Annotated in this window: 17 protein-coding genes; 10 read left to right on the plus strand and 7 right to left on the minus strand. The window is 37.0% G+C overall.

The window, feature by feature from the left end; genetic code table 11:
* Positions 1–7: 7 nt before the first annotated feature.
* The 4 genes from LC457_RS20880 to LC457_RS20895 all read right to left on the minus strand — a co-directional run bounded on the left by LC457_RS20880 (position 8) and on the right by LC457_RS20895 (position 2,786).
* Entirely contained in the window at positions 8–685 is a 678-nt protein-coding gene (locus tag LC457_RS20880) for a hypothetical protein (protein ID WP_223601561.1), read from the minus strand.
* Positions 660–1,169 carry an RNA polymerase sigma factor gene (locus LC457_RS20885; protein WP_124536645.1) on the minus strand — a complete coding sequence of 170 codons (510 nt, stop codon included), beginning with the start codon at positions 1,167–1,169 and terminating at the stop codon, positions 660–662. The genes LC457_RS20880 and LC457_RS20885 overlap by 26 nt, the downstream gene beginning before the upstream one ends.
* A 100-nt stretch (positions 1,170–1,269) precedes the next feature.
* Entirely contained in the window at positions 1,270–2,430 is a 1,161-nt protein-coding gene (locus LC457_RS20890; RefSeq protein WP_223601562.1) for a GlmU family protein, read from the minus strand.
* A 104-nt stretch (positions 2,431–2,534) separates the two neighbouring features.
* Positions 2,535–2,786, minus strand: coding sequence for a type B 50S ribosomal protein L31 (locus LC457_RS20895; RefSeq protein ID WP_027375398.1), 252 nt, complete (start codon positions 2,784–2,786; stop codon positions 2,535–2,537).
* A 184-nt stretch (positions 2,787–2,970) separates the two neighbouring features.
* Between LC457_RS20895 and LC457_RS20900 the strand changes: the two genes are divergently transcribed.
* From LC457_RS20900 to LC457_RS20920, 5 genes are all read left to right on the plus strand, one after another.
* Positions 2,971–4,380 carry a hypothetical protein gene (locus LC457_RS20900; protein ID WP_223601563.1) on the plus strand — a complete coding sequence of 470 codons (1,410 nt, stop codon included), beginning with the start codon at positions 2,971–2,973 and terminating at the stop codon, positions 4,378–4,380.
* Positions 4,380–4,706, plus strand: coding sequence for a nucleotide pyrophosphohydrolase (locus LC457_RS20905; RefSeq protein ID WP_223601564.1), 327 nt, complete (start codon positions 4,380–4,382; stop codon positions 4,704–4,706). The genes LC457_RS20900 and LC457_RS20905 overlap by 1 nt, the downstream gene beginning before the upstream one ends.
* Positions 4,707–4,776: 70 nt before the next feature.
* Positions 4,777–5,997: a 3-phosphoshikimate 1-carboxyvinyltransferase gene (locus LC457_RS20910; RefSeq protein ID WP_223601565.1), complete on the plus strand. Its 1,221-nt coding sequence runs from the start codon at positions 4,777–4,779 to the stop codon at positions 5,995–5,997.
* Positions 5,998–6,072: 75 nt separating this feature from the next.
* A complete protein-coding gene (locus LC457_RS20915) occupies positions 6,073–6,753 on the plus strand; it encodes a hypothetical protein (RefSeq protein WP_223601566.1) in 681 nt (226 codons plus the stop codon).
* Positions 6,754–7,068: 315 nt separating this feature from the next.
* Entirely contained in the window at positions 7,069–8,067 is a 999-nt protein-coding gene (locus LC457_RS20920; RefSeq protein WP_223601567.1) for a phosphatidylinositol-specific phospholipase C, read from the plus strand.
* A gap of 156 nt (positions 8,068–8,223) precedes the next feature.
* Here the strand turns inward: LC457_RS20920 and LC457_RS20925 are convergent, their stop codons facing one another.
* The 3 genes from LC457_RS20925 to LC457_RS20935 form a co-directional block, all read right to left on the minus strand.
* Positions 8,224–10,056: an alkaline phosphatase gene (locus LC457_RS20925; protein WP_223601568.1), complete on the minus strand. Its 1,833-nt coding sequence runs from the start codon at positions 10,054–10,056 to the stop codon at positions 8,224–8,226.
* Positions 10,057–10,130: 74 nt separating this feature from the next.
* Entirely contained in the window at positions 10,131–11,639 is a 1,509-nt protein-coding gene (locus LC457_RS20930; RefSeq protein WP_213277270.1) for a RagB/SusD family nutrient uptake outer membrane protein, read from the minus strand.
* A gap of 25 nt (positions 11,640–11,664) precedes the next feature.
* Positions 11,665–14,553 carry a TonB-dependent receptor gene (locus LC457_RS20935; RefSeq protein ID WP_223601569.1) on the minus strand — a complete coding sequence of 963 codons (2,889 nt, stop codon included), beginning with the start codon at positions 14,551–14,553 and terminating at the stop codon, positions 11,665–11,667.
* A 396-nt stretch (positions 14,554–14,949) separates the two neighbouring features.
* Here LC457_RS20935 and LC457_RS20940 point away from each other — a divergent pair, with 396 nt between their 5' ends.
* From LC457_RS20940 to LC457_RS20960, 5 genes are all read left to right on the plus strand, one after another.
* Complete coding sequence (locus LC457_RS20940; protein ID WP_223601570.1) at positions 14,950–15,738, plus strand: SDR family oxidoreductase; 789 nt, start codon at positions 14,950–14,952, stop codon at positions 15,736–15,738.
* A gap of 150 nt (positions 15,739–15,888) precedes the next feature.
* A complete protein-coding gene (locus LC457_RS20945; protein WP_223601571.1) occupies positions 15,889–17,493 on the plus strand; it encodes an autotransporter assembly complex family protein in 1,605 nt (534 codons plus the stop codon).
* A gap of 308 nt (positions 17,494–17,801) precedes the next feature.
* A complete protein-coding gene (locus LC457_RS20950) occupies positions 17,802–20,960 on the plus strand; it encodes a SusC/RagA family TonB-linked outer membrane protein (RefSeq protein ID WP_223601572.1) in 3,159 nt (1,052 codons plus the stop codon).
* Between the two features lie 18 nt (positions 20,961–20,978).
* Positions 20,979–22,499 carry a SusD/RagB family nutrient-binding outer membrane lipoprotein gene (locus tag LC457_RS20955; RefSeq protein ID WP_223601573.1) on the plus strand — a complete coding sequence of 507 codons (1,521 nt, stop codon included), beginning with the start codon at positions 20,979–20,981 and terminating at the stop codon, positions 22,497–22,499.
* 82 nt (positions 22,500–22,581) lie between these two features.
* Positions 22,582–24,927, plus strand: coding sequence for a phosphocholine-specific phospholipase C (locus tag LC457_RS20960; RefSeq protein WP_223601574.1), 2,346 nt, complete (start codon positions 22,582–22,584; stop codon positions 24,925–24,927).
* The last annotated feature ends 35 nt before the right edge of the window (positions 24,928–24,962 follow it).

Consider the following 24,962-nt stretch of genomic DNA (forward strand, 5'->3'; position numbering starts at 1 on the left):
CTGATTTTTAATATTCGCTGTCAAGATTTTCATTTTTTTGAGAGGATGCTACTGTTTTTTTAAACTCGTTTCCTAATTTCATAAAGGAGTATTTGGCAACATCTATGGCTTCTTTTTCACTACTGATTCTTTTGCCGTTTACAATTACATAAGAGTCATTGTACGCAGATGCAGAATCACTTAAATTTTTATTGTTTGAGGAATTACTTACATATCTGGGTCTTGTTTCCTTTTTAAGTCTTCCTCTTTTTGGCAGGATTTCATCCATTACATCTTTTTCCGCCACCTGATTGTCCTGAAAAACAGAATCTTTTTTCACACCGGAAATAGAGTCTGTATGATTTACGGCAACCTGTTCCTGGTGATCACTGTTTTCTTCAATGAATCCGGATTTCTGCTTTAAGATTTCATCTTTTACCAGCTTTTCTTTATCCTGCGCATTCTTATTATTGTTATTCAGGAAAAATCCGATACTGAAAACCAGCATTATACTGGCGGCCATCCAGAACCATTTAGGAAAGGAGGGTTTCTTCTTTTCTTCCAGTGGAATAACAGGCGCAATATGCTGTTCAGGCTCCGCACCTTCTGCAGTCTGAAGAAAGTCTTCAAAACTCCAGTCCATTTTTTCTTCCTTAAGATCCTGGAAGACTTCGTTGTATTTATCTTGTAATTGATCTTTTTTCATAGCTCATCAGTTGTGAGATTTGTTCTTTTACTTTTTGTCTCGCACGCATCAGGTTTACCCTTACTGCATTTTCCTCCATTTCCAGCATTTCAGAAATTTCGGAAACATCATACTCTTCTACATCTTTCAAGTGGATGACCATCTTCTGTTTTTCGGGGAGCTGATTGATAAATCCTATAATATGTTCCTTAAGGTTATCAACTTCCATACTGTAAAGCTCCGACCGGTGAAGCTGCATATCTGCAAAGCCGATCTTTACATCGTGATGCTTCAATCTGTTCAGGCATTCGTTCCGGACAGACTTCAGCGCATAGGATTTAAAATTCCCGAACTGCTCAAGCTCATCCCTCTTCTGCCAAAACTTCATCATGAGATCCTGTACTACATCTTCTGCTTCATCACTGCTCATGACAAACCGTTTCGCAAAACGATACATCTCGTCTTTGAGAATAAACACCGTATTCTTGAAAGTTTCTTGGGTCATGAGTTTTGTTTCTTATAGGTAAGACAATTGCCGTTACAGATCTATTACATCAAAAATAAAAAAACTTCAAAAAAAATTGAAGTTTTTTATTATCATCGAATTAATACATATCAAAAATATGTTTCAAAATTGCTTTATCCTCTTCTGTTAAAGGGACTTTTCTCCTCGCCATTGCTCTTTCTGCCACTTCATATACTTTATCCAGTCTGAATCTTTCATCATCTTTCAGTCCACCCCATGAAAAGTTCTCCACAAGATTGGGTGGAAAACCAGGTTTGAATATATTGGAAGCCACTCCAATTACTGTTCCGGTATTCAACTGGGTATTGATTGCTGTTTTGGAATGATCTCCCATAATTAATCCTGCAAACTGCAATCCTGTATCTTCAAAGGCTTTTGTTCTGTAGTTCCACAGTTTTACATGACTGTAATTATTCTTAAGGTTGGAAGAATTGGTATCAGCACCGAAGTTACACCATTCCCCGATTACAGAGTTTCCGACAAAACCTTCATGCCCCTTGCTCGTGTAACCGAAAATAATAATATTATTCACTTCCCCTCCTACTTTACAATGTGGACCAATAGTAGTAGCTCCGTATATTTTAGCGCCAAGGTTAAACTTAGAATCTTCTCCAAGCGTAATAGGTCCGCGAAGATGACAGCCTTCCATTACTTCAGCATTTTTACCAATATAAATTTTACCTGTCTTAGTATTCAAAGTAGAGAATTCAATTTCAGCACCTTCTTCGATAAAGAGGTCTTTTTTATCTCCCAAAAATCCGTTGGTTGAAGATAATTCCTGCGAAACTCTTCCCTTTGTAAGCAGATCAAAGTCAAAATCAATAGCATGATGATTATAGGTAAACAGATCCTTTGGTCTTTTAAAGAAAACAAGATCTTCCTTGATGTCCGTCATTTTTTCAATCTGATGGAGAGAAAAATCTTTCATATTGATTTTAGCGGCGATCAATTCGTCTTCATAAACCAATGCTTCTCCCTGCTTAAGATCTTTAATCTGTTGAATTACGGTTTCTGTAGGGAGGAAATTCGGAACTAAAAAAAGGCTTTCTTTTTCCTCCGGACTTTTAAATTTATCCTGAAGATATGTTTCCGTAAAGTAAGAAATCTCTGTGTTTTCCAGGATTTTCTGCCATCTTTCTGAGAATGTAAGAATTCCGCATCGCATTGCAGCAACAGGGCGGGTAAAAGTAAGCGGAAGAAAGTCTTCCCAATATTGTGCGTCTGAAAATACTATCTGCATCATTCAGTTTTTAAGTTTAAAGTTTAAAATTCAAGGTTAACAAATTTACAATAAAAAAAGTCTCCCAAAAATTGGAAGACTTTAATATTTTAAGTGTACAAAAATTACTTAGCGAATTTTTTGTATTTGTTCATGAACTTATCAACTCTACCTGCAGTGTCAACTAGTTTTACTTTACCAGTGTAGAAAGGGTGAGAAGTTGAAGAGATTTCCATTTTGATTAATGGGTATTCTTGTCCTTCAAACTCGATAGTGTCTTTTGTTTCTGCAGTAGACTTGCAAAGAAACACCTCGTCGTTACTCATATCTTTGAAAACAACAAGTCTATAATTTTCTGGGTGGATTCCGTTTTTCATAATACTATTTTTAAAAAAATTAAGTTTGCTTTCGAAATAGTAATGGATATTTCTCTGCTAAATTTTAGGTTGCAAAAATACAACATTTTTTCTAATTTCCAAATACTCGATTCAATATTTTTTTATTGATAAGAAATTCAAAGTATTTTCGTTAAATTTGGAACTTACTTAAACTTTAATTTCAATGAAATTCAAATTATTACTGGCTTTTTCCTTCTGGATGTTACTTGTAGCAGTATCATGTAATAAGGATGATATTACGTTTGACAGTCCTACCCAGCAGCTAAGTTTCTCAAGAGACACTGTATTCTGTGACACGGTATATCACCAGGTACGTTCAGAAACTTATGTAGTAAAAGTATATAATAATGAAGATAAGGATATCATGATTCCAAGAGTGAATCTTGAAAAAGGAGCTGCTTCATTATATAGAATCAATGTAGATGGAAAACCGGGATATGATTTTAAAAATGTTCCTTTAAGAAAGAAAGACAGTCTTTATATTTTTGTTGAAATTGCCCCGGAAGCTACCGGACCGGAAGCGATTGCTGAGGACAAAGTTATTTTTACCAGCCCAACCGGACAACAGCATGTCACTTTATTTTCTGTAGTTCAGGATGCTGAGTTTTTTATTCAGACTCCAGGCAACCCGAATATAATTACCAATTCTACTACATGGAATAACAATAAAGCAAAGATCATCTACGGAAATCTTACCATCAATCCAAGTGTAACGTTGGATATTAATCCCGGAACTAAGGTATACTTCCACAAAAACAGCGGAATGAAAGTTTCTTCCGGAGCTGTTTTAAATATTAACGGAACGCAGACCGACCAGGTTATTCTTCGTGGAGACAGAAATGATCCTTATTATGATACGATTCCTAAAAACTGGAATTCTATCAAAATGGAAGCAAATTCTACACTTAAGATGAACCATGCAAGGCTTTTCGGAGGAACAAGAGGTCTTGATATGAAACAAACCAATGCGACTATCACCAATTCATTCATCCATACTTTCTTTGAATATGGAATTTACGCTGTAGGTTCTACTGTGAATGCCAATAATCTTGTGATGAACAATTGCGGTTTATCATGTGTCGGTATTTTCAGAGGAGGAAAACACAGCTATACCCACGCAACGATTGCCAACTATTCAAGAACGATGAGCTCTTTTGACAGAAGCGGAATTTTTGCAGCCAATGAATGGAAGAATGATGCAGGACAATCAGAACAGGGCGCTTTACAGCTGCTTGATATCAAAAACAGTATTGTATATTCTGACAGGGATGATGCTGTTCATTTTGAACAAACTCCAGGGCAGCAGTTTGAATTTTTACTTCAAAATTCATTAATCAAATATACGAGTACAACAGGGTCCGGCTTCACTTTTGACAATAATCCGAATGTGATACAAACAACCAAGAATACTGATCCACAGTTTGTCAATTATTTTATGGCTAAAATGAATTTAAGAGTTAAACCTGGTTCACCAGCTCTTGGAAAAGGAAATGCAGCTGTTGCAGCAACCGTACCTTTTGACATTGTGAATGTATCCAGAACTACCAACCCAACTTTAGGAGCTTATCAATAATGGAAATTACTGAGTTACAGAAGCAGGTAGATGAATGGATCAAAACCATTGGTGTAAGATACTTTAATGAACTTACCAACATGGCGATGCTGACAGAAGAAGTAGGTGAAGTGGCAAGAATCATTGCCAGAAGATACGGTGAACAAAGCGAAAAGGAAAGTGATAAAACGAAAGACCTTGGTGAAGAGCTGGCAGATGTACTTTTTGTTACGCTATGCCTTGCCAATCAGACCGGAGTGAACCTGCAGGATGCTTTTAACCGAAAAATGAAAATCAAGACGGACCGGGATAAAGACCGGCATCAAAACAACGAAAAATTGAAATAATTATAAATGATGAGTTATAAATAATACCTAAATTTGTAACTCATTATTTTTTAAGATAATGCAGATCATAATGAAGCTAGAAAAATCAAAATTATCAGGAGGAAAAACAGTACAGATCAGCGGTTCGAAAAGTATTTCGAATCGTTTATTGATTCTGGAAAGTCTGTTCAGTAATATAAAAATCGGAAATCTATCCAATTCTCAGGATACTCAATTGCTGAAAAAAGCATTATCTGAGGATACCGAAGTGGTAGACATTCATCATGCAGGAACGGCTATGCGTTTTCTTACTTCTTATTATTCTATTCAGGAAGGTAAAACGACAATTCTTACCGGTTCCGGGAGAATGAAAGAAAGGCCTATCAAAAATCTGGTAAGTGCTTTGAGGGATCTTGGAGTAGAAATTGAATATATGGAGAACGAAGGTTTCCCCCCTTTAAAAATTACAGGGAAAAAGATCACTCAGACTTCTGTGAATGTTCCGGCTAATATTTCAAGCCAGTTTATCACCTCTCTGCTTCTTGTTGCAGGAAAACTTGAAAACGGATTAGAGATCAATCTTGTGGGAGAAGTGACTTCAAGATCTTATATTGAAATGACCCTTGATATTCTGACAAAATTTGGGATTCAAAGCAGCTTTGTGGGAAATACAATTAAAGTAAAGCCTTTCACTCCAGACAATAATGAAGTAGTACATTATGAAGTGGAAAGCGACTGGAGTTCGGCTTCTTACTTCTACTCCATCTGTGCGTTGGGAAGAGAAACCATTCATCTGAAAAGTTTTTACAAGGAATCAACACAGGGAGATTCTGCAATTGCCAATATCTATGAGAAGTTCTTCGGAATTAAAACAACATTCTCTGAAGATGAGCATCAATTAACGCTGGAACCTCAGCCAGATTTTTCTTTTCCGGAAAAAATTGTTCTGGATATGAATGACTGTCCTGATATTGCGCAAACCCTTTGCGTAACGGCAGCTGCCTTAAAAATACCTTTCGATATTTCAGGATTGGGAACTTTAAGAGTAAAGGAAACCGACAGACTTCTTGCTTTATATAATGAACTGCAAAAACTAGGTACTGAAACAGAAATTACAGATCTGACGATTAAATCCATCAGCTTTGGAGAGCCACAAAGCAATATTTCTATTAAGACCTATCAGGATCACAGAATGGCCATGAGTTTTGCACCATTTTGTCTGATCAGAGAACTCAATATTGAAGATGAAGATGTAGTAGAAAAGTCTTATCCAATGTTCTGGAAAGATCTTGAAAGCATACTGACTCATTAATAAAAACTATAAAATGTGGTAATTTGAAGATGATTATTTTTTGGGATTACCACATTTTTAATTATACTGATCATCATGAAATCTGTCTTTCACTTTTTGATATTCTTATCTGTGACGAACTTATCTGCTCAGAAGCTGAAAAATTTTTCGGTTCCGAAAGGTTATACTCAGATTGCAGAAGCCAAAGGCGATCTTGACAAAGATGGAAAAGATGAAACTGTTCTGGTATTTAATACGAATATAAAAGCATCATACGAGCAAAACCCGGAAGGTACAAGTGACTATAAAAGGGTTTTCTATATTCTGAAAAAGGAAAACAGTGGTCTGAAAGTATGGAAAGAAAATTCTGACATCATTTTTTCAAGCGGATTCGGATTTTATCCTTCAAATAATACTCTTACAATCGATATAAAAAATAACTGTCTTATTATTGAACAGTTGTTTTTTACCAATTCAAGGCATACCCAGCAATATAAACATACCTTCAGATTTCAGAAAGGAGATTTTTATCTGATAGGTTTGTACGACCATTTTGAAGACACCTGTGATTTCAGTTTTACGAATGAAATCAATTTTTCTACAGGCCAAGTGATTATTGACAGAGAATATTCATCCTGTGATGATGACACCAAAGTACCCGAAAACTCGCATAAAGAATTTACTCATAAATTCCCGGCTCTTATTAAAATGAATGATTTCTTTATCGGAGACCACAAGTTCAGGCTTCCCGGTTTGAAAGAGGATTTTGTATTTTAAGATGGAATCTTCCGCTTAATTTAAACGCAAAGTAAAAACAATACTACTGCAATATTAAAGAGAGCAAAGAGGCCGAGATATGTCGTTGATGAAGCTTAATCTTTAACATTAGCTTAGAAAAATCAATTTCATTGATTTCATCTTTGCTCCCTCTCTATTTCCGGAACTAAAAATAAACTTTGCGTTAATAAAAATCTGTCTTCGCTCATCCAACTTCCTGACTTTATAGCAACTTAATTATCTCTTAAAGTTAAATTAACTCCTCATGTTTTGATATATTCTTATTTTTAAGCTGCATTAAAAAATAAAAAAACTATGTTCAAACAAAACATGAAACGCTTTACAGCCATTACTCTTGGAGTTGTTACTGCGTCGATCTTTTTTTCCTGTTCAAACGACAGCATTCTGGAAAGGGATTCCAACGAAAACAGTGTAGCCTCTTTAGCAAAAACAACTGGTAAAGCTTCATTATTACCTATTGCCATGAATAGCTGGATGTCTGGTCTTCAGGATAATATTTCCCTTTCAAAAATCTCCATTCCCGGAACTCATGATTCAGGAGCACGTGTAGATACCCCTGTGGTATCAGGTACGGCTAAAACTCAAGACCTCAGCATTGCAGAACAACTTAATGCAGGAGTCCGTTTTCTGGATATACGTTGCAGACATATTGACAATGCTTTCGCTATTCATCACGGAGCGATTTACCAAAATCTGAATTTTGATGATGTGCTTAATGCTTGCTATGCATTCCTTAACAGCCATCCATCAGAAACAATTATCATGTCTGTAAAGGAAGAATATGATGCTTCCAACACGACCAGAAGTTTTGAGCAGACCTTCGACTCTTATGTACAGAAAAATCCTTCTAAATGGGATCTTGGAGCAAATATTCCTACGTTAGGTTCTGTAAGAGGAAAGATCAAATTGCTGAGAAGATTTTCTTCTGGAACAACTAAGGGAATCAATGCCTCTCCATGGGCAGATAATACGACGTTTGATATCAATAATTCCGGTGTACAGTTGAAAGTTCAGGATTATTATAAGGTTACAAACAATGATGACAAGTGGAATGGAATTTCCAGCCTGCTTAATGAAGCTAAAAATGATACGAATGGTAAACTTTTCGTGAATTTCACGAGCGGTTATAAGCCGGGAATTTTTGGGATTCCAAGTATTCCTACAGTATCCAACAATATTAACCCAAGGCTTAAAACATTCTTCCAAACTAATACTCAGGGCTCATATGGAGTAATGCCGATTGATTTTGTGAATGCAGAACTGTCTGAATTAATCGTAAAAACCAATTTCTAAATTATTATTTGTTAGATATATTCAAAGGCTGCCTCTCCTTTGGGGTAGCCTTTTTTATTTTTACCGTGGATTCTACAGATTATTTTAAAAGAAAAAGGCTGTTTCAATAACGAAACAGCCTCTCTTTGTAAAAGTAAAAAAAGTATTAATCAAAAGTTATTTCTGAATTCCGTATGCTTCCATTATTTTGTTGAAAATCTCTGTATTTTCAAACAATCCTGTGAATTCTTTAGAATTCGGGCCGTAAGCAAAAACACTTGAAGGAATAGAGGTATGATCATTGGTGCTGAAATTTCCAAATATCCAGCCATCTTTCAGACTTCCGTCCAATAGAGTTAATCCCCCTGTTTCATGATCTCCCAACACGATTACCAGAGTTTCTTTATTTTCATCAGCAAATTTCATTGCCTTACCCACCACATGATCAAAATCCAGTAATTCTGTTACCAGCTGTTCTATATTGTTGCTATGACCTCCTCCATCAGTCTGGGAAGCTTCTATCATCATAAAGAATCCGTTTTTATTATTCTTTAAATCATTTAAGGTGAGATCAAATGCATCAGAAAGCCAGTTTCCTCTTCCGTTGGTTATTCTTTGTGAAGCCAGAGGATCAATCACCAAAGTACGGTTCTTTATTGTATTGACTGACTTCAAATCCTGATAGAGATCAATTTTTGCTTCTTTAAATTTCTGTATATTTTCCTGGGACAATCCACTTGTAGGACCCCCGATCAGAATTTTCGTTTTTGAAGCAGCAAAATCTTTCAGAATAGGTTCCGAACTGTTTCTATTGTCTGAGTGTGCATAGAAATCAGCAGGTGTTGCATCTGTAACATCTCCGGTAGAAATCAATCCTGAAACCATTCCTTTTTCAGCAATAATATCCGGAATCTGCGCGAGTGCTTTCCCCATATTATCAACCCCTACAAAAGTATTTTTAGTTTTCACTCCTGTTGCAAATGCTGTAGAACCCGGTGCGGAATCTGTAATATAGGCATTGGATGAATTGGTTTTGGAGAGTCCTGTGGATTTCATGTTGAAAACATTCAACTTTCCTTTGTTGGCTGTAAAAGCAGCATAGTACTGCGGCAGAGAAGTTCCATCCGGAATAAGAAGGATAACATTCTTTACTTTTTTACTTACTCCATCTGATGCATAAGTCGGCGTATATGTGCTGTATTCTTTTGTATTTTTATAAAAGTTTTTCGGAATAGCGTTCATGAATTTTTTAAGATCAGGAATATGATCGGTATTGATATAATCCACTCCTATATCCATAAGATTTACCCATGCATTTGGAAAATCCGGAGCTCCGTAAAAACGCATTGGCTTTTGCCGGGAATGTGCTTTTTCAACAGCAGTTTTAATCTTTGCCGTTTCCTCGTCTCTTGGAATTCCTTTTCCATTCCATTTTACCAATCCGGGAAGGTCTGCGCTGAACATCCCTACTCTTTTTAACTGATCTGCAGAATAGTTTGTATCAAGGTCACCATCAAAGTAAAGATAGTTTGGATAGTTTTTAAAATCTGCCGGCTGAGGTCTTCCTCCGGTAATTACAATTTTAATTCCTGTATTTCCTGTAATCTCAGGATATTTCTTTAATGTACTGACCAAAGTGGACAATGATGTTTTATAATCCTGTTTAATATCAATCAGCAGCTGAAGTTTCTTACTGGCATCCGGATAGATATTTCCCTTATTCAGTTTAATCTGTTTTGAAATATTATCGAGATAAAGATTTTCCAGTGTCCTGTCTGCAGAAAGTTCTTTTTCGGTATGAGCTACCCAAAGATTACCCTTCACTAAAAAGACATCAGCTTCTATGGAGCCAAAGTTAGCATAATACGCTTGCCAAAAAGGGATCTCCTGCATATAATCATTATGTGAATGTGCATTGCCAACATTGTAGTTTAAATAATTCTGAGCATGATTTTCAGAAAAAACAGCCAGGGCCAATACAGCCAAAATTTTTGATAGTTTCCGTTTCATAATTTCTGTAAAAACTATATCATCACAGAAGTTTCTGCAATGATATAGTGAACTTATATATAAAAGATTAAAAATTACCAGCCTTCATTTTGTTTAATGATCCCATGACTGTTTACGATTTCAGCCTGCGGAACTGCCCAAACATTATGTACAGCCGGATTAAAGTTTCTTGCTGCCCAGACTACCTGTCCGTTGATACCGTGCAGAGGCTTCGCATAAGCTGCCTGTGCATCTCCCCAACGTACAAGATCTCTGTGTCTGTCTGCCCATTCACCTGCCAGTTCGCAACGTCTTTCATGTTTCAGATCGGCCATTGTACATCCGTTTTTCGGAGATAAACCTGCACGTACTCTGATCATATTGATTTCCTGGTCTGCAGATTTTCCCTGCATCAATGAAGCTTCTGCTTTAATAAGGATTACCTCAGCATAGCGCATGATCGGAACGGCAAGATCCGTGCATGGATAATCTCCGTTGGCACTCACATGGCCACTGTTCAGCTGATATTTGAAAGCATCCATATATTTATTGAACTGATATCCGGTAAGGGAGTTGGTAGAAGCATATATTCTTTCTTTCCCGTTAAAGGTAAATTTGTCACCTATTTTCAGGATGGAAGCACTTCTTCTAAGATCTCCTGTTTCATATTCGTCATAAAGTTCTTTTGTCGGTTGGAAATATCCCCATCCGTTGTACTCTCCCCATCCTTTATTTTCAAGCATTACGCCCGGAAGAATACTTCCCCAAGCTGTAAACTTAGGCGTTCCCGGGATAGACCAGATATATTCTGAGCTGTAGTTATTTTCAGCTTTAAAGACATCAGCAAAATTTCCCAGCAAGGCTCTGTTTCCTTTTGTCATGACTTCGTTGGCCCAGAATTCTGCATTCTTCCAATCTTTCATAAACAGGTATACTTTTGCTAAAAGTGCCCATGCTGCAGCTTTATGTGGTCTTCCGTAATCTTTTGCAGGAAGTTCTGCCTGAGTAGGTAATAATTCTGCCGCTCTTTTCAGATCATTCACGATGTAGGTGTAATTCTCCATTACGTTGGCAGCTCTTGGAATCGGGTTGGGATCCGGATCTTTTGAACGGTCGATAATAGGAACTCCTGCTTTTTCATTTCCGTAAGAATAAGAAAGTTCAAAATACATTCTGCTGCTCATGAACAAAGCTTCGCCCAGATATTTATTTTTAATGGCCTGTGAAGTCTGAATATTATCAACATTGCGGATCACACGGTTAGCCACTCCAATTACATTATATCTTTTGTTCCATTGAGTTTCAAGATCTCCTGCCGCGATGTAATTGCTGCTGAAGTTTTTTGCGTTATCCGCTTCACTTTTTGCCCTTCCGGTAACCATATCATCACTGGCATTGATAAACCAAAACAGACCTCTTCCGTAAAATTCACCATCAAACAATGGCTTATACATCGCATTAGCTCCGGTAACCAAATCGTTTTCCGTTTTCCAGAAACTGGCTTCAGTAGGTGTTCCTTCCGGCTGAACATCCAACTCTCCTGTACACGATAAAAGCATTACGGATATTCCTGATACTAAAAATATTTTATTGAAAAATTTCATTTTTTACTTTTTTGTTAGTTAAAAATTATAAACCGATCTCCACCCCAAAGATGAATGAGCGTGCCTGAGGGTACCTTCCGGTATCTACACCATAAGAATTCATCCCTACTTCAGGATCAAATCCTGTATATTTCGTTATCGTAAACAGGTTGTTGGTGGTAACGTAAATTCTTACTTTATTCACATCCAGCTTACTGTACAGTTCTTTTGGCAATGAATACCCGATGGTAAGGTTCTTCAATCTTAAATAAGACCCGTCTTCCACATAGAAATCCGATACTTTGGAATAATTACCGCTTGGATCACCGTGTACCAGTCTTGGAATATCCGTGTTTGTATTCTGAGGCGTCCATGCATTCAGGATATCTTTATCCATATTGTAGTTTTGTCCTGTTCCGCCTGGATTTAAAGAAATAAACTTCATTCCGTTGAATATTTTATTTCCGTAAACTCCCTGAAAGAATAAGTTCAGGTCAAAGTTTTTCCAGGTCATGTTGTAAGAGAATCCGTAAGAAAACTTAGGATATGGACTTCCAAGATTCACAAAGTCATTATTATTAAGCACTCCTGTGTTTCCTTCTTTTTTCAGGAATTTGATATCTCCAGGCTTAGCGTTCGGCTGTATAAGATTTCCGTTGGCATCTTTATAATTGTTGATCTCTTCCTGAGTCTGGAAAATTCCTCCTGTCTTGTAACCATAGAAAGAATATAGAGGGTCTCCTACTTTTACTCTGGTTGGCTTCAATACTCCTCTTACTCCATTATCGTTGATAAAGATCTCATCTACATTGGCAAGCTGCTTCACCGTATTTTTTAGTTGACTCATGGTAGCTCCCACTGAAAAAGTGAAATCACCTGAAATTACTTTGTTGTAACTGATTCCCAATTCGTATCCTTTATCCTGGAATAATCCTGCATTTACATACTGATTATTATACGTTGCCGTACTAGGTAAGCTTACGTTGAAAATCTGGTCTTTGGAATTCTTTACAAAATAATCAAACTGTAAGGAAAGGGTGTTGTGAAGGAATGAAGCATCTACCCCAAAGTTAGTCTGTTCAGATTTCCCCCATTTCAGATCCGGGTTTGGACGTGTGGTAGCATAATAAGCTATATTCTGAGAAGGATCCTGTCCGAAAATCACATTATTATCTCTGGTCATTAATGGGTTAACAGCTTGTGGAGAAATTCCTCCAAGATTACCCAGAATACCATAGCTTCCTCTTAATTTCAGACTTGAAAGCCATGAAATATCCTGCATAAAGTTTTCTTTAGAAACTACCCACGCACCGGAAACTGCATAATAATTTGCAAATCTGTTCTGTTTTGCTACAAGTGAAGAACCATCACGTCTTCCCAATACACTTACAATATACTTTCCGGCATAGTCATAGTTTACTCTCGCAAGGTAAGAAACCAAAGACTGCTTGTATCGGTAGCTGGAAACATCTTTATTGGTATCTGCAGCGTTCTGAAGGTGCTGGAAAACCTCAGCTTCACTTCTGAAATCATAGGCTTTTGCTACAAAACCATCATCAACGGTCTTTTGGAAAGTGAACCCTCCCAGAAAATCAAAATTATGTTTTCCGGCAGCAATTTTATAGGTAAGCAACTGCTCTGCAAGTGCTGTAGAGGAATTATTGGATTGGTATTCCAAATTATTGGTATCAAAAATTTTCCCTACTTCCAATACCCTGTAGGTAAAGTTTTTTATATCTCCCAGTTTAAAGGTCTGTGAAAAGTTGGAACGGAATTTTAAATCTTTGGCCAAGGTAATTTCCGCATAGGGATTGATCAGGATCTCATGAGTAGGGTTTCTAATGCTGATCCTTTTCAGGTAAGCCACCGGGTTGATCATATCTCCATAACCTCCAGCCACATCAATTGGTAATCCGGAAAAAGCTCCGCTTGGTGTGTATACCGGAACATTCGGCGGATAGTACATCGCAGCTACTAAAGCTCCTGTATAACCACTTTTTGTATCTGCTGTATTTCCGTCAGAGTAATTATAGTACATATTTTCTCCGATCGTTAACCAGTCTTTTACTTTATGTTCTGAATTAACTCTGAAATTGTATCGTTTTGCCTGTGTATTCAGTAAAATTCCTTCCAGATTTCTATGGTTCATTCCCACAAAATATCTGGATTTATCACTTCCTCCGCTTAAGTTAACATTGTATTCCTGGATCGTTCCTGTTCTGAAAATTTCTTTCATCCAGTCTGTTCTGGTAATTCTTCCGTCCGGATATTGATTAGGGTTAAAAGCTATTGGTAAGCTTCCAAGTTTTCCGGCGTTTTCATAGGCTTTGTACATCACATCCTGAAACTCCGCTGCATTCAGAGATTCTTTTAATCTCCATGCCTGATTCACCCCGTATTTCACATCAAAGTCTACCGTAAGATTTCCTTTTTTCCCTTTTTTAGTGGTAATAAGAATAACCCCTCCGGAAGATCTTGCTCCATAAATAGCTGCAGAAGCATCTTTAAGCACAGAAATATCCTGGATATCATTTGGATTAATAGAGGGTGTTCCATTGAAAACGACTCCATCCACAACATAAAGAGGAGTTTCTCCATTGATCCCTCCCAAACCACGAATATTTACTTTAGGTGAGCCGTTAGGATCTCCACCTTCGTTCACTACAGTTACTCCGGGAGCCTTACCCTGAAGAACTTCTCCTACACCAGACAGTGATCTGGAAGTAAGCTTATCCAGCGAAGCCTCCGAAACAGCGCCGGAAACTTTACTTTTTTTCTGTGTTCCGTATCCGACAACAACAATCTCGTCGATGGATTTTTCTTTTAAGCTGTCTTTTTTCTGAGCGAGGAACATCGGTGAAGCTGATATTGCACCAATAAGTAATACCCTTCCCGTTAAATAAGTTACGGATACAGGGATTTTAAATACATTCATGATCTCCTTTTTGATTAGGTGCAAAATTAGACCAGTCCGCTCCCATGCCTCATTAAGGTTTTCTTATGTTTTTATTAAGAATTTTTAGCTTTTTTTAAGCACCACCTACCATACAAATAAATTAAATAGCTGTATTTCAAATATATACATCATTAAAAGTAATCATTCCAAAAATATCTCATGCATGATTGAGATTAACTTTATTTTAAGTTTGTCATCAACAGCTATCAATAGATCAAGAAATCATTAAAATTATTTCAGGAATAATAAATAACTGAGTTCATTTTTCTTTTTTTTACATTTGCTGAAAATAGATTTTACTTTTGAACACAGACCTGTAAAAACGTCTCCCTGGCATCAGAAGAAAAATAAAAACAATAAAATCAGACAAATTCAATGACCATCATTATTACAGGAACCTCATCAGGAATCGGGTTTGCATTGGCCGAATATTTTGGTAAAAAAGGACATAAAGTATACGGATTAAGCCGAAAGCATACAGAAAGCCAGTACTTCAAATCTATCCCCACTGATGTTACTGATAACACCGCAGTTCAGAATGCAATCGCTGAGGTTTTAAAAACAGAATCCAGAATTGACGTTCTGATCAATAATGCCGGAATGGGAATGGTAGGTGCCGTAGAAGATTCCACAAAAGAAGATATTCTTAAACTTTTCAGTCTGAATCTTGCCGGACCTGTACAAATGATGAGCGCTGTTCTTCCGAAAATGCGTGAGCACAAATTTGGAAAAATCATTAATGTTTCCAGTATCGGAAGTGAAATGGGACTGCCTTTCCGTGGATTTTATTCAGCTTCAAAATCTGCTCTGGATAAGGTAACGGAAGCGATGAGATATGAAGTATATCCATGGAATATTGACGTTTGTTCTCTGCATCTGGGAGACATCAAAACCAATATTGCGGATAACAGGGTTATTGCCCAGGTTTCCCAGCCTTATAAAAATGTTTTTGATAAAGTATATGCTTTGATGAATTCTCATGTGAATGACGGAACAGAGCCGTTAGAAGTAGCAGAATACATTGAAAAACTTTTAGCAAAAAATAAATGGAAAGCTCATTATTATTTTGGTAAATTCGGACAGAAAATCGGCGTTCCTTTGAAATGGATTCTTCCACAGGGAACTTATGAGAATTTGATGAAGAAATATAATAAACTGGATTAGTTTCAGTTGTATAGAAAGCTATTTGATAATAAAATTTTAAACCATTAAGAAGAATTAAGTTGTAAAGAATCATTAAGATAAGCTTCGCTTTAAGTTTTATCTTAACTACGCTTAATTTCATCACTACCTATGGTGTAGATATATTTGGGATTGAAACTGTTTCTGAAAATATTTTTTGTACTGTTCTGCGTTTTTACACAAGCGCAGAAGAAACAATATTGGCTGATTGATACAGAAACCAAAGTCAGGAAAAAAGTAAAAGATTCCACTGCTGCGGTAAAGTTTCTGGACTCATTGGCTCAGAACAATTATTTCTTTACCAAGCTGAAAGAGGTAAAAGTGAAAGGTGACAGCACCGAAATTTTCTTTGATAAAGGCAAGAATTTCAATGAAACGTATGTAAACCTTACTGATTCTCTTGTTCAGAAACTAAAGATTCAGAAAGATTTTTTTACTAAAAATTTAGATTCCACCAAGAAAAGCATCAACAAAACTTATATTGATGACGGGTATTCTTTCAGCAGAATCAAATCCAAATACAAGGGACAGAAAAACGGCTACCCCATCGTAGAGCTTGATATTAACAAGAACGATAAAAGAACGATCAATAATTTCGTAGTGAAAGGGTATGAAAAAGTTCCTAAAAGATTCATCAAAAATCTTGAAAAGGAATTTAAAGGCAAAAACTACGATGATAAAAACCTTCTGGCCATCAATAAAACCTTCCAGAGTCATCCTTTCCTGACGCTCGAACGGCAGCCACAAACTTTATTTACAAAAGACTCTACAAGCATTTATCTGTTTCTGGAAAAGAAAAAGACCAATACTTTTGACGGAGTTGTCGGTTTTGGAAATGACAAAACCTCCAAATTTACGCTAAACGGGACAATGAACGTCAATTTCAGGAATATGTTCAATGGTTTTGAAACGGTCAATTTATACTGGCAGAGAAACCCGGACAGAGGACAGACTTTCGATCTTCAGGTGGATATTCCGTACCTGTTCAAATCCAATGTCGGAATGAATGCAAAAGTGAATATCTACCGACAGGATTCTACGTTTGCCAATGTAAAGTTCCTGCCTGCTTTCTATTATCATATCAATAACCGAAACAAAATAGGTTTAAGAGCCACTTTAGAATCTTCTTCGATCATCGACACACTGTATGTTCAGGGAAAAGATTATAACAAAAAGGGAATCGGGGTATGGTTTGAAATGACTGAGCCTACTGATATTGATCTGTTCCTTTATAAGACAAAGGTCACTGCAGGCTATGATTTTTTAACAACAACTTATTCCAAAGATAATATCAAGGCGAACCAAAACCAGTTTTATTTCTTTGGTGAACACAATTATCATATCTCAGGGAATCACTTCCTGAATATTAAGGCAGAAGGTGCTATGATGGATTCTAAAGTAGAGTTTACCACCAACGAATTATACCGTTTCGGAGGATGGAACTCCATGCGGGGATTCAATGAGAAGTCACTCGCCGCCGATTTCTTCTATTATGGAAGTCTGGAATACCGATATCTGATCGGCAGCCAGGCCTTCTTCGACGTGTTTGGGCAATATGGACAGCTCAATAATAAATCTTTAAATGTAAGGCCCAAGCTTTATAGTGTAGGACTTGGTTTCAACTTCTTTATCCCAATCGGTCTGATGAGTTTTCAGCTGTCTAATGGTAATGAATTTGGAAATCCGTTCAAATTTAATGATACGAAAATTCACTGGGGAATCCTGAGCAGGTTTTAAAAAAGAAAAGAAGAGGGAAGCTGGAAGATCGAAGTTATTAAGGTCCCGGCTTTACTATCCTACTATTTTTATAGAAATATTTTCTGCAAAATCCTATAATGCAACGGTAACTTTCTGCCTCCTGTTTTGCGCTTCCTACCTTATATTAATATCTATATATAATAAAACAAAACTCAATATATAAAGGATATTTTTCACTTTACCTTTCTATTAATTCTTTATGTTAAAAAATATTAAATCGTATTTTTATTTTAATACATCATTAAAATACTGGTAACAGTGCTCTGCTAAATTTGCCTTCAAAAAAAATGAAGAAAACTTTAGCTACTTTTGCCGTTTTTTTACTTCCATTATATTTTTCTGCACAGGAAATCAATATTTCAGGAAATGTAAAATCAGAAAACGGCTCTAGTGTTTCCGGTGTAAACATCACCGACAAAAACACAGGAAAGACTGCTACTACAGATGAAAATGGTAATTTCACCATTTCTGCAAACCCTAAAGACATTCTTGAGTTTTTTGCTCCTGATTTTTCTGTTTATACCGTTGAGGTTTCTTCAAAAAAGCAGTATTCCGTTGTCTTAAAAAAACAAAACGAAAAGCAGATTGAAGGGGTTGTCATTACCGCATTAGGTATTGCCAAAAAGAAAGAAAAAATTGGTTATTCTACTCAGGAAGTGGGAACCAAACAGTTTGAAACCATTACCACTCCAAGTATTGGTAATTTATTCTCAGGACAGGTTGCCGGTCTGAATGTTTCCAACCCAACAGGAATGCAGCAGGCACCACAGTTTACCTTGAGAGGAAATTCAAATGTGGTTTTTGTGATTGACGGAGTGATTGTGGAAAAGGAAGTTTTCCAGAATTTAGATCCCAATAATATTGAAAATATCAACGTATTAAAAGGAGCTACCGCTTCTGCATTGTATGGTTCACGAGGCCGTTACGGAGCCGTTTTGATTACAACAAAGTCAGCTAAGAAGAAAGGATTCTCCGTAGAGTTTTCACAAAACACCATGATTACAGGAGGATTTACCAATCTCCCGAAAACCCAGACTGAATACGGAAACGGTTCTCACGGAAAATACGAATTCTGGGATGGAGCCGATGGTGGTGTGAATGACGGGGATATGATCTGGGGACCAAAATTTGTCCCGGGTTTACAGATTGCCCAGTGGAACAGTCCTATCAGAGATAAAGTAACCGGACAGGTGGTTCCATGGTATGGAGCTGTGACGGGAACTCAATATGATGATAAATCAAGGTATGAAAGAGTTCCGATTGACTGGAAATACCACGATAACTTAAGCACGTTCTTAAAACCTGCGGTTATCAACAATAATAATTTCGCCATCAGCTATAGAGATAATAAAGATATATACAGGTTTTCAGGAAACTTCATGAACTATGATGACAGAGTTCCCAATTCTTATCTTCAAAAATATGGACTGAACTTTTCGTCTGAAAATCATTTGGGGGATAAATTAATCTTTAATACGAAATTCAATTTTAACCAGGCTTTTACTCCTAATATTCCAAACTACGATTACAACCCAAGCGGACATATGTACACCATCCTGATTTGGATGGGAGGTGATGTTGACGGAAATGCCCTGAAAAACCACATGTGGATTCCTGGAAAGGAAGGGAGAGCACAGGCCAACTGGAACTATGCGTGGTACAATAACCCGTGGTTCGGAGCAGAATATTATAAAAATCAGAACAGAACGAATATCATCAATGCACAGACTGGTTTAGAATATAAAGCTACCCAGGATCTTTCGGTAAAAGGGAAAATATCTCTTGTGGAAAACCACAGCAAAACGGAAATATTAAGCCCTTATTCTTATTTCAATTACAGCGCGCCAAGAAGTGGTGGCTATATTCTGAAAGATAATAAAACATGGAATCTTAACTACGATGTTTTGGCGACTTACAAGAAAAAGATATCTGAAAATTTTGATTTTACCATCAATGCCGGAGGTTCAGCTTTTTATTTTAAAAATAATAACAATGAAAGATCTACGGACGGATTGAGAACTCCTGAAGTATATACGTTTGAAAATTCAATCGGAGCACTTAAAAATTACACCTATCTGAAGGAAAAGTTGATCTATAGTGCTTATTCCACCATTGATATCGGGTTGTATAATGCTTTCTTTATCAATATTTCAGGACGTAATGACTGGTCTTCTACGCTTCCTAAAGCTAACAGATCTTACTTCTATCCTTCTGCATCCATCAGTGCTGTTATTTCAAACCTGGTAAAATTACCGGAGTCTATCAATATGCTGAAGCTTTCTGCTTCATGGGCTAAAGTAGCGTATGATTTCCAGCCTTATTCCATCAGAAATTATTATCTGAATAACCAGGGAATCACTTTCAATGGAAATCCTACGTATTATTATCCTACCACTCTGAATGTAGAAAACTCTCTGAAACCTGAGCAGACAAAATCTTACGAATTAGGATTAAGTGCAGGCTTCCTGAATAACAGAATTACATTAGATGCCACTTATTTCAGAACACTTGATTATAATAATATTCTTCAGTTTCCAGCGGCAGAATCATCAGGATTCACATCACAATATGTAAACGGAAATGAATACACTACCAAAGGATTTGAAGTTTCTCTTGGTTTGATTCCGGTAAAAACGGCCGATTTCAGTTGGAAAACTTTAATCAACTGGAGTACTTATGAACAAAAACTGACTTCCATTTATGATAATATGCCCAACTATCAAAACATTAAACTGGGTGAAAGAATGGATAGCTATTATGACTACACATGGCAAAAATCTCCAGACGGAAAAGTAATTCTTGATGCCAATTCTGGAATGCCAACGAGAGCCAATACTCCAAGTAATTTAGGACATTTCAATCCGGATTGGACTTTCGGTTTCAATAACACCTTTAAATATAAAAAATTTACTTTAAACATCGGGATAGACGGCAGTATCGGAGGTGTGATGAGATCGCAGGTTGTTGAAAAGATGTGGTGGGGAGGAAAACATCCTAATTCTGTAGCCTACAGAGATCTTGAATATGCAAATCCGGGAACGTATTATTTTGTACCGGATGGTGTTAATTACAATTCTGCAACCGGACTTTATACTCCACACACCAAAGCAATCAGCTTCCAGGACTGGGCACAGAATTATCCATATCAGGCAAGAGTAACACAGGATGAAAGTGAAGAGTTTGCAAACGTTTTTGACAGAACTTTCATCAAGCTGAGATCTGTCGTATTGGAATATGATTTCTCATATCTGCTTAATCCAAAAGGAATGGTAAAAGGTTTCACCGCCAATATTTCTGCCTACAATTTAGCCATGTGGAAAAAATCAAAGAACCTTTACTCCGATCCTGATTTCCAGATCAGATCAGGGAGAAGTGGAGATATCGCTAATGATATCCAGGATCCGTCCAGCAGATGGTTCGGAATCGGATTTAATCTTAAGTTTTAACTAAAAAGTACGTCAACAATGAAAAATAATATCAATAACGTGAAGGGACAAAAAGGTAAGGCAGCAAAATCGCTGATGAAGTCTATACTTGCGGCAGGGCTTCTGACATTGGCTTCATGCGAAACCAGTCTTGACACCATCAATGAGAACCCTAATGACCAGGCCAGCATTGATCCTAAAAACCTTCTGACTTACGTTGAAAAATATACATTCCAGGTAAATGGTGATAATATGTATGCTTCAAGAATGATGATTGGTACCGATGGTGAGAATGCCTATCAGTATATGAAATGGAATGATGCCTCTTTTGAAGTGTATACAAAAGGACTTCTGAATACAGGAAAAATGATGCAGGAAGCGGAAAAAAGAGGAAATAAAAATTATCTGGCCATTGGTAAGTTTTTAAGAGCTTATCATTTCTTCAATATCAGCTTAAAGGTAGGAAGTGCTCCATATTCTGAAGCTGCAAAAGGGGAATCCGGGATTACACAACCTAAATATGATAGTCAGGATGTAGTTATGGCCGGGATTTTATCAGAATTAAAGGAAGCAAATGATCTGATTAATACCAATGATAAAATTGAAGGTGACATTGTATACAACGGAGATGCTTTGAAGTGGAAAAAGTTAATCAATTCTTTCCGTCTGAAAATTCTGATCACTTTATCTAAGAAAACCTCGGTAGGAAGTTATAATATTGCCACAGAATTTGCTTCTATTGCAGGAAGTCAGTCTCTGATGACTTCTATTGCTGACAATGGTGAACTTAAATTTGTAGATGCTGCAGACAGCAGATACACCATGTTTAACAACAGCGGATATGGCTCCAGCTTATATATGGCAGATTATTTCATCAACATGTTCAAAGACAGACATGACCCGCGTCTTTTTACTTTTGCTGCACAGACTACCGGAGCTAAAGAAGCCGGAAAAGCCATCACAGATTTTACAGCCTATAACGGAGGAAATCCTACTTCTCCTTATTCTGACAATGCAGCTCTGATCACGGCTAAGAATATCTCTAAAGTAAACGACCGTTTTTATAAAGATCCTACCAATGAACCTGCTTCTGTATTAAGCTATTCAGAGCTTGAGTTTATCCTTGCTGAAGCTGCTGCAAGAGGCTGGATTTCAGGATCGGCAAAAACCCATTATGATAATGCCATCAAGGCAAGTTTCAGTTTTTATCAGACTTATGTAAAAAATCAGGGACAATATTTCTCAGGATTTGATGTGAATCAGTACCTGGCAACACCTTTGGTTGTTTATAACAGTGCTGATCCTTTACAGACACAGCTGGAAAAAATCATGACTCAAAAATACATGACCATGTTCCATCAGGCACAATGGACTTCTTATTATGATTATTTAAGAACCGGATATCCAAATTATCCTCTGAAAACCGGAGTTCCAGCTCCTTTCAGATTCAGATATCCACAGTCAGAATACAGTTATAACAGCAACAATTTAAAAGCGGCGCTGGCTGCCCAGTACAGTGGAAATGATAACATCAATTCTAAACCTTGGTGGTTGCAGTAAAAATCTGATTATTTTTATATAAAACAAAGAAATCGCAGGAAAATCCTATTAACTTGCGGTTTCTTTCTTATTACGATTGAACATGAACAGAAGAGAATTTTTAGAGAAATCAAGTCTTTTATTAGCAGGATTAGGAACATCAGGTGTTCTACACCCTTCCATTTTAAAAGCTCTGGCCATTGATCCGGCTGCCCAGTCTACATTTTATGATGCAGAGCATGTGGTAATCCTGATGCAGGAAAACCGTTCATTTGATCATGCATTCGGTGCACTCAAAGGAGTGAGAGGCTTTTTGGATAAAAGAGCATTTGTAAAACAGGATGGACATTCTGTTTTCTTTCAAAAGAATGATGACGGAAAATATGCATCTCCTGCCCGACTGGATTTGAGAAATACAAAATCAACATGGATGAGCTCACTGCCTCATTCATGGGCAGATCAGCAAAAAGCACTCAACAAGGGAAAATATGACCAATGGCTTCAGGCCAAAACTTCAGGAAATAAAGATTACAAAAATATCCCGCTGACATTAGGGTATTATAACCGTGAGGACCTTCCGTTTTATTATCAGCTGGCAGATGCATTTACCATCTTCGATCAATATTTCTGTTCTTCACTTACCGGAACTACTCCCAACAGATTATTCCTTTGGTCCGGAACGCTGAGAGAGCAGCAGAATGGAAAAGTAAAGGCCAATGTTGTGAATGAAAATATTGATTATGATAAAGCAAGACAGGCCAAATGGAAAAGTTTCCCGGAAATTTTAGAACAGCAGAATGTTTCGTGGAGAATTTATCAGAATGAAATCAGTCTTCCAAAAGGAATGTCCGGAGAACAGGAAGCGTGGTTAAGTAATTTTACGGATAACCCTATTGAGTGGTTTTCAAAATTCAACGTTAAATTTTCAAAAGGGTATTATCAGAATATTCCTAATATCATAGCGTATCTGAAACAGGAAATTGAAAAAAATCCTCAACAGAAAGAAAGGCTGGAAAGCATGCTCGCAGAAGTTCAGGAAGATCAGGTAAAATATCATCCGGATAATTATTCAAAACTATCAAAAGAAGAAAAAAACCTTCACGAGAAAGCTTTTACTACCAATGTAAATGACCCGGATTACTGGAAACTGGAAATCGGAAAGGATGAAAACGGGGAAAGACTGGTTGTTCCTGAAGGTGACGTATTGTTCCAGTTCCGAAAAGATGTGGAAGAGAAAAAACTTCCGCTGGTTTCCTGGCTGGTAGCTCCTGAACATTTCTCAGACCACCCGGGATCACCATGGTACGGTGCATGGTATATTTCTGAAGTTTTGAATATTCTTACAAAAGATCCTGAAACCTGGAAAAAAACAATTTTCATTATCAATTACGATGAAAACGACGGATATTTTGATCATGTACTCCCCTTCGCCCCGCCTATGAATCCAAGCCAGCCCGTTGATATGAACGGAAAAGAAGGCGTAGAATATGTAGATCAATCTCAGGAATATATGTCGAATCCTTCTTTAAAAAATTATGAAAAAATAGAAGGAACGGTTGGATTAGGCTACAGAGTTCCCATGATTATTGCTTCACCATGGACAAAAGGAGGTTTTGTAAATTCTGAAGTATCAGATCACACTTCCGTCCTGCAGTTCCTTGAAAATTTCATCATGAAAAAATATAAGAAAAATGTTCATGTTGACAATATCAGTGACTGGAGAAGAGCAATATGTGGCGATCTTACGTCGGCCTTCAATTCTTCCGGTGTAAAAGCTCCACAGATGAATTATCTTGATCAGAAAGAGTATGCTAAAACCATCAATGCAGCTAAAAACAAACCTGTTCCGGATCTGAAATGGTATTCTGAAAATGATCTTAACGGTAATTTACTTGAGATTCAGGAAAGAGGTTTGAAGCCATCAAATCCGCTTCCGTATCATTTCCATGTCAATTTAGAAGGTGAACAGATTAAAATGACCAATTTTAAAGGAAATGGAGTTCCATTGTTAATCTATGACAGAACTCAATTCAACAATAATAATTATCATTTCTCATACGCCTTATATTCAAAACAAGAACTATCCCATCCTGTACATTCAGGAGCTTATGATTACGAAATTTTCGGTCCCAATGGCTTTTTCAGGAAATTCAAAGGGAATAATACTCCTGAATTAGAGGTAAATTTGGTAAATGTAGATTCAAAAAATCAGATTGAACTTATCATCCGAACTCATAAGAAGAAAAATATTTCCATTCATCTGGAAGATTTGTATTTCAAGACTCAAAAGACAATCAAAGTACAAAAGCCAGAAGAAAAAATTATTATCGATCTTGAGAAATATAAAGGCTGGTATGATTTGAAATTAACGGCAGATGAATGTCTGTGGCATTTTGCCGGAAGAGTAGAAACGGAAAAGGTTTCTGTTTCTGATCCACACTGGGCATAGAAAAACGCTTACAATATTGATAAAAACCTGTACCA

Origin of the sequence: Chryseobacterium sp. GVT01B (genome assembly GCF_019970045.1) — a bacterium.
Classification (GTDB): Bacteria; Bacteroidota; Bacteroidia; order Flavobacteriales; family Weeksellaceae; genus Chryseobacterium.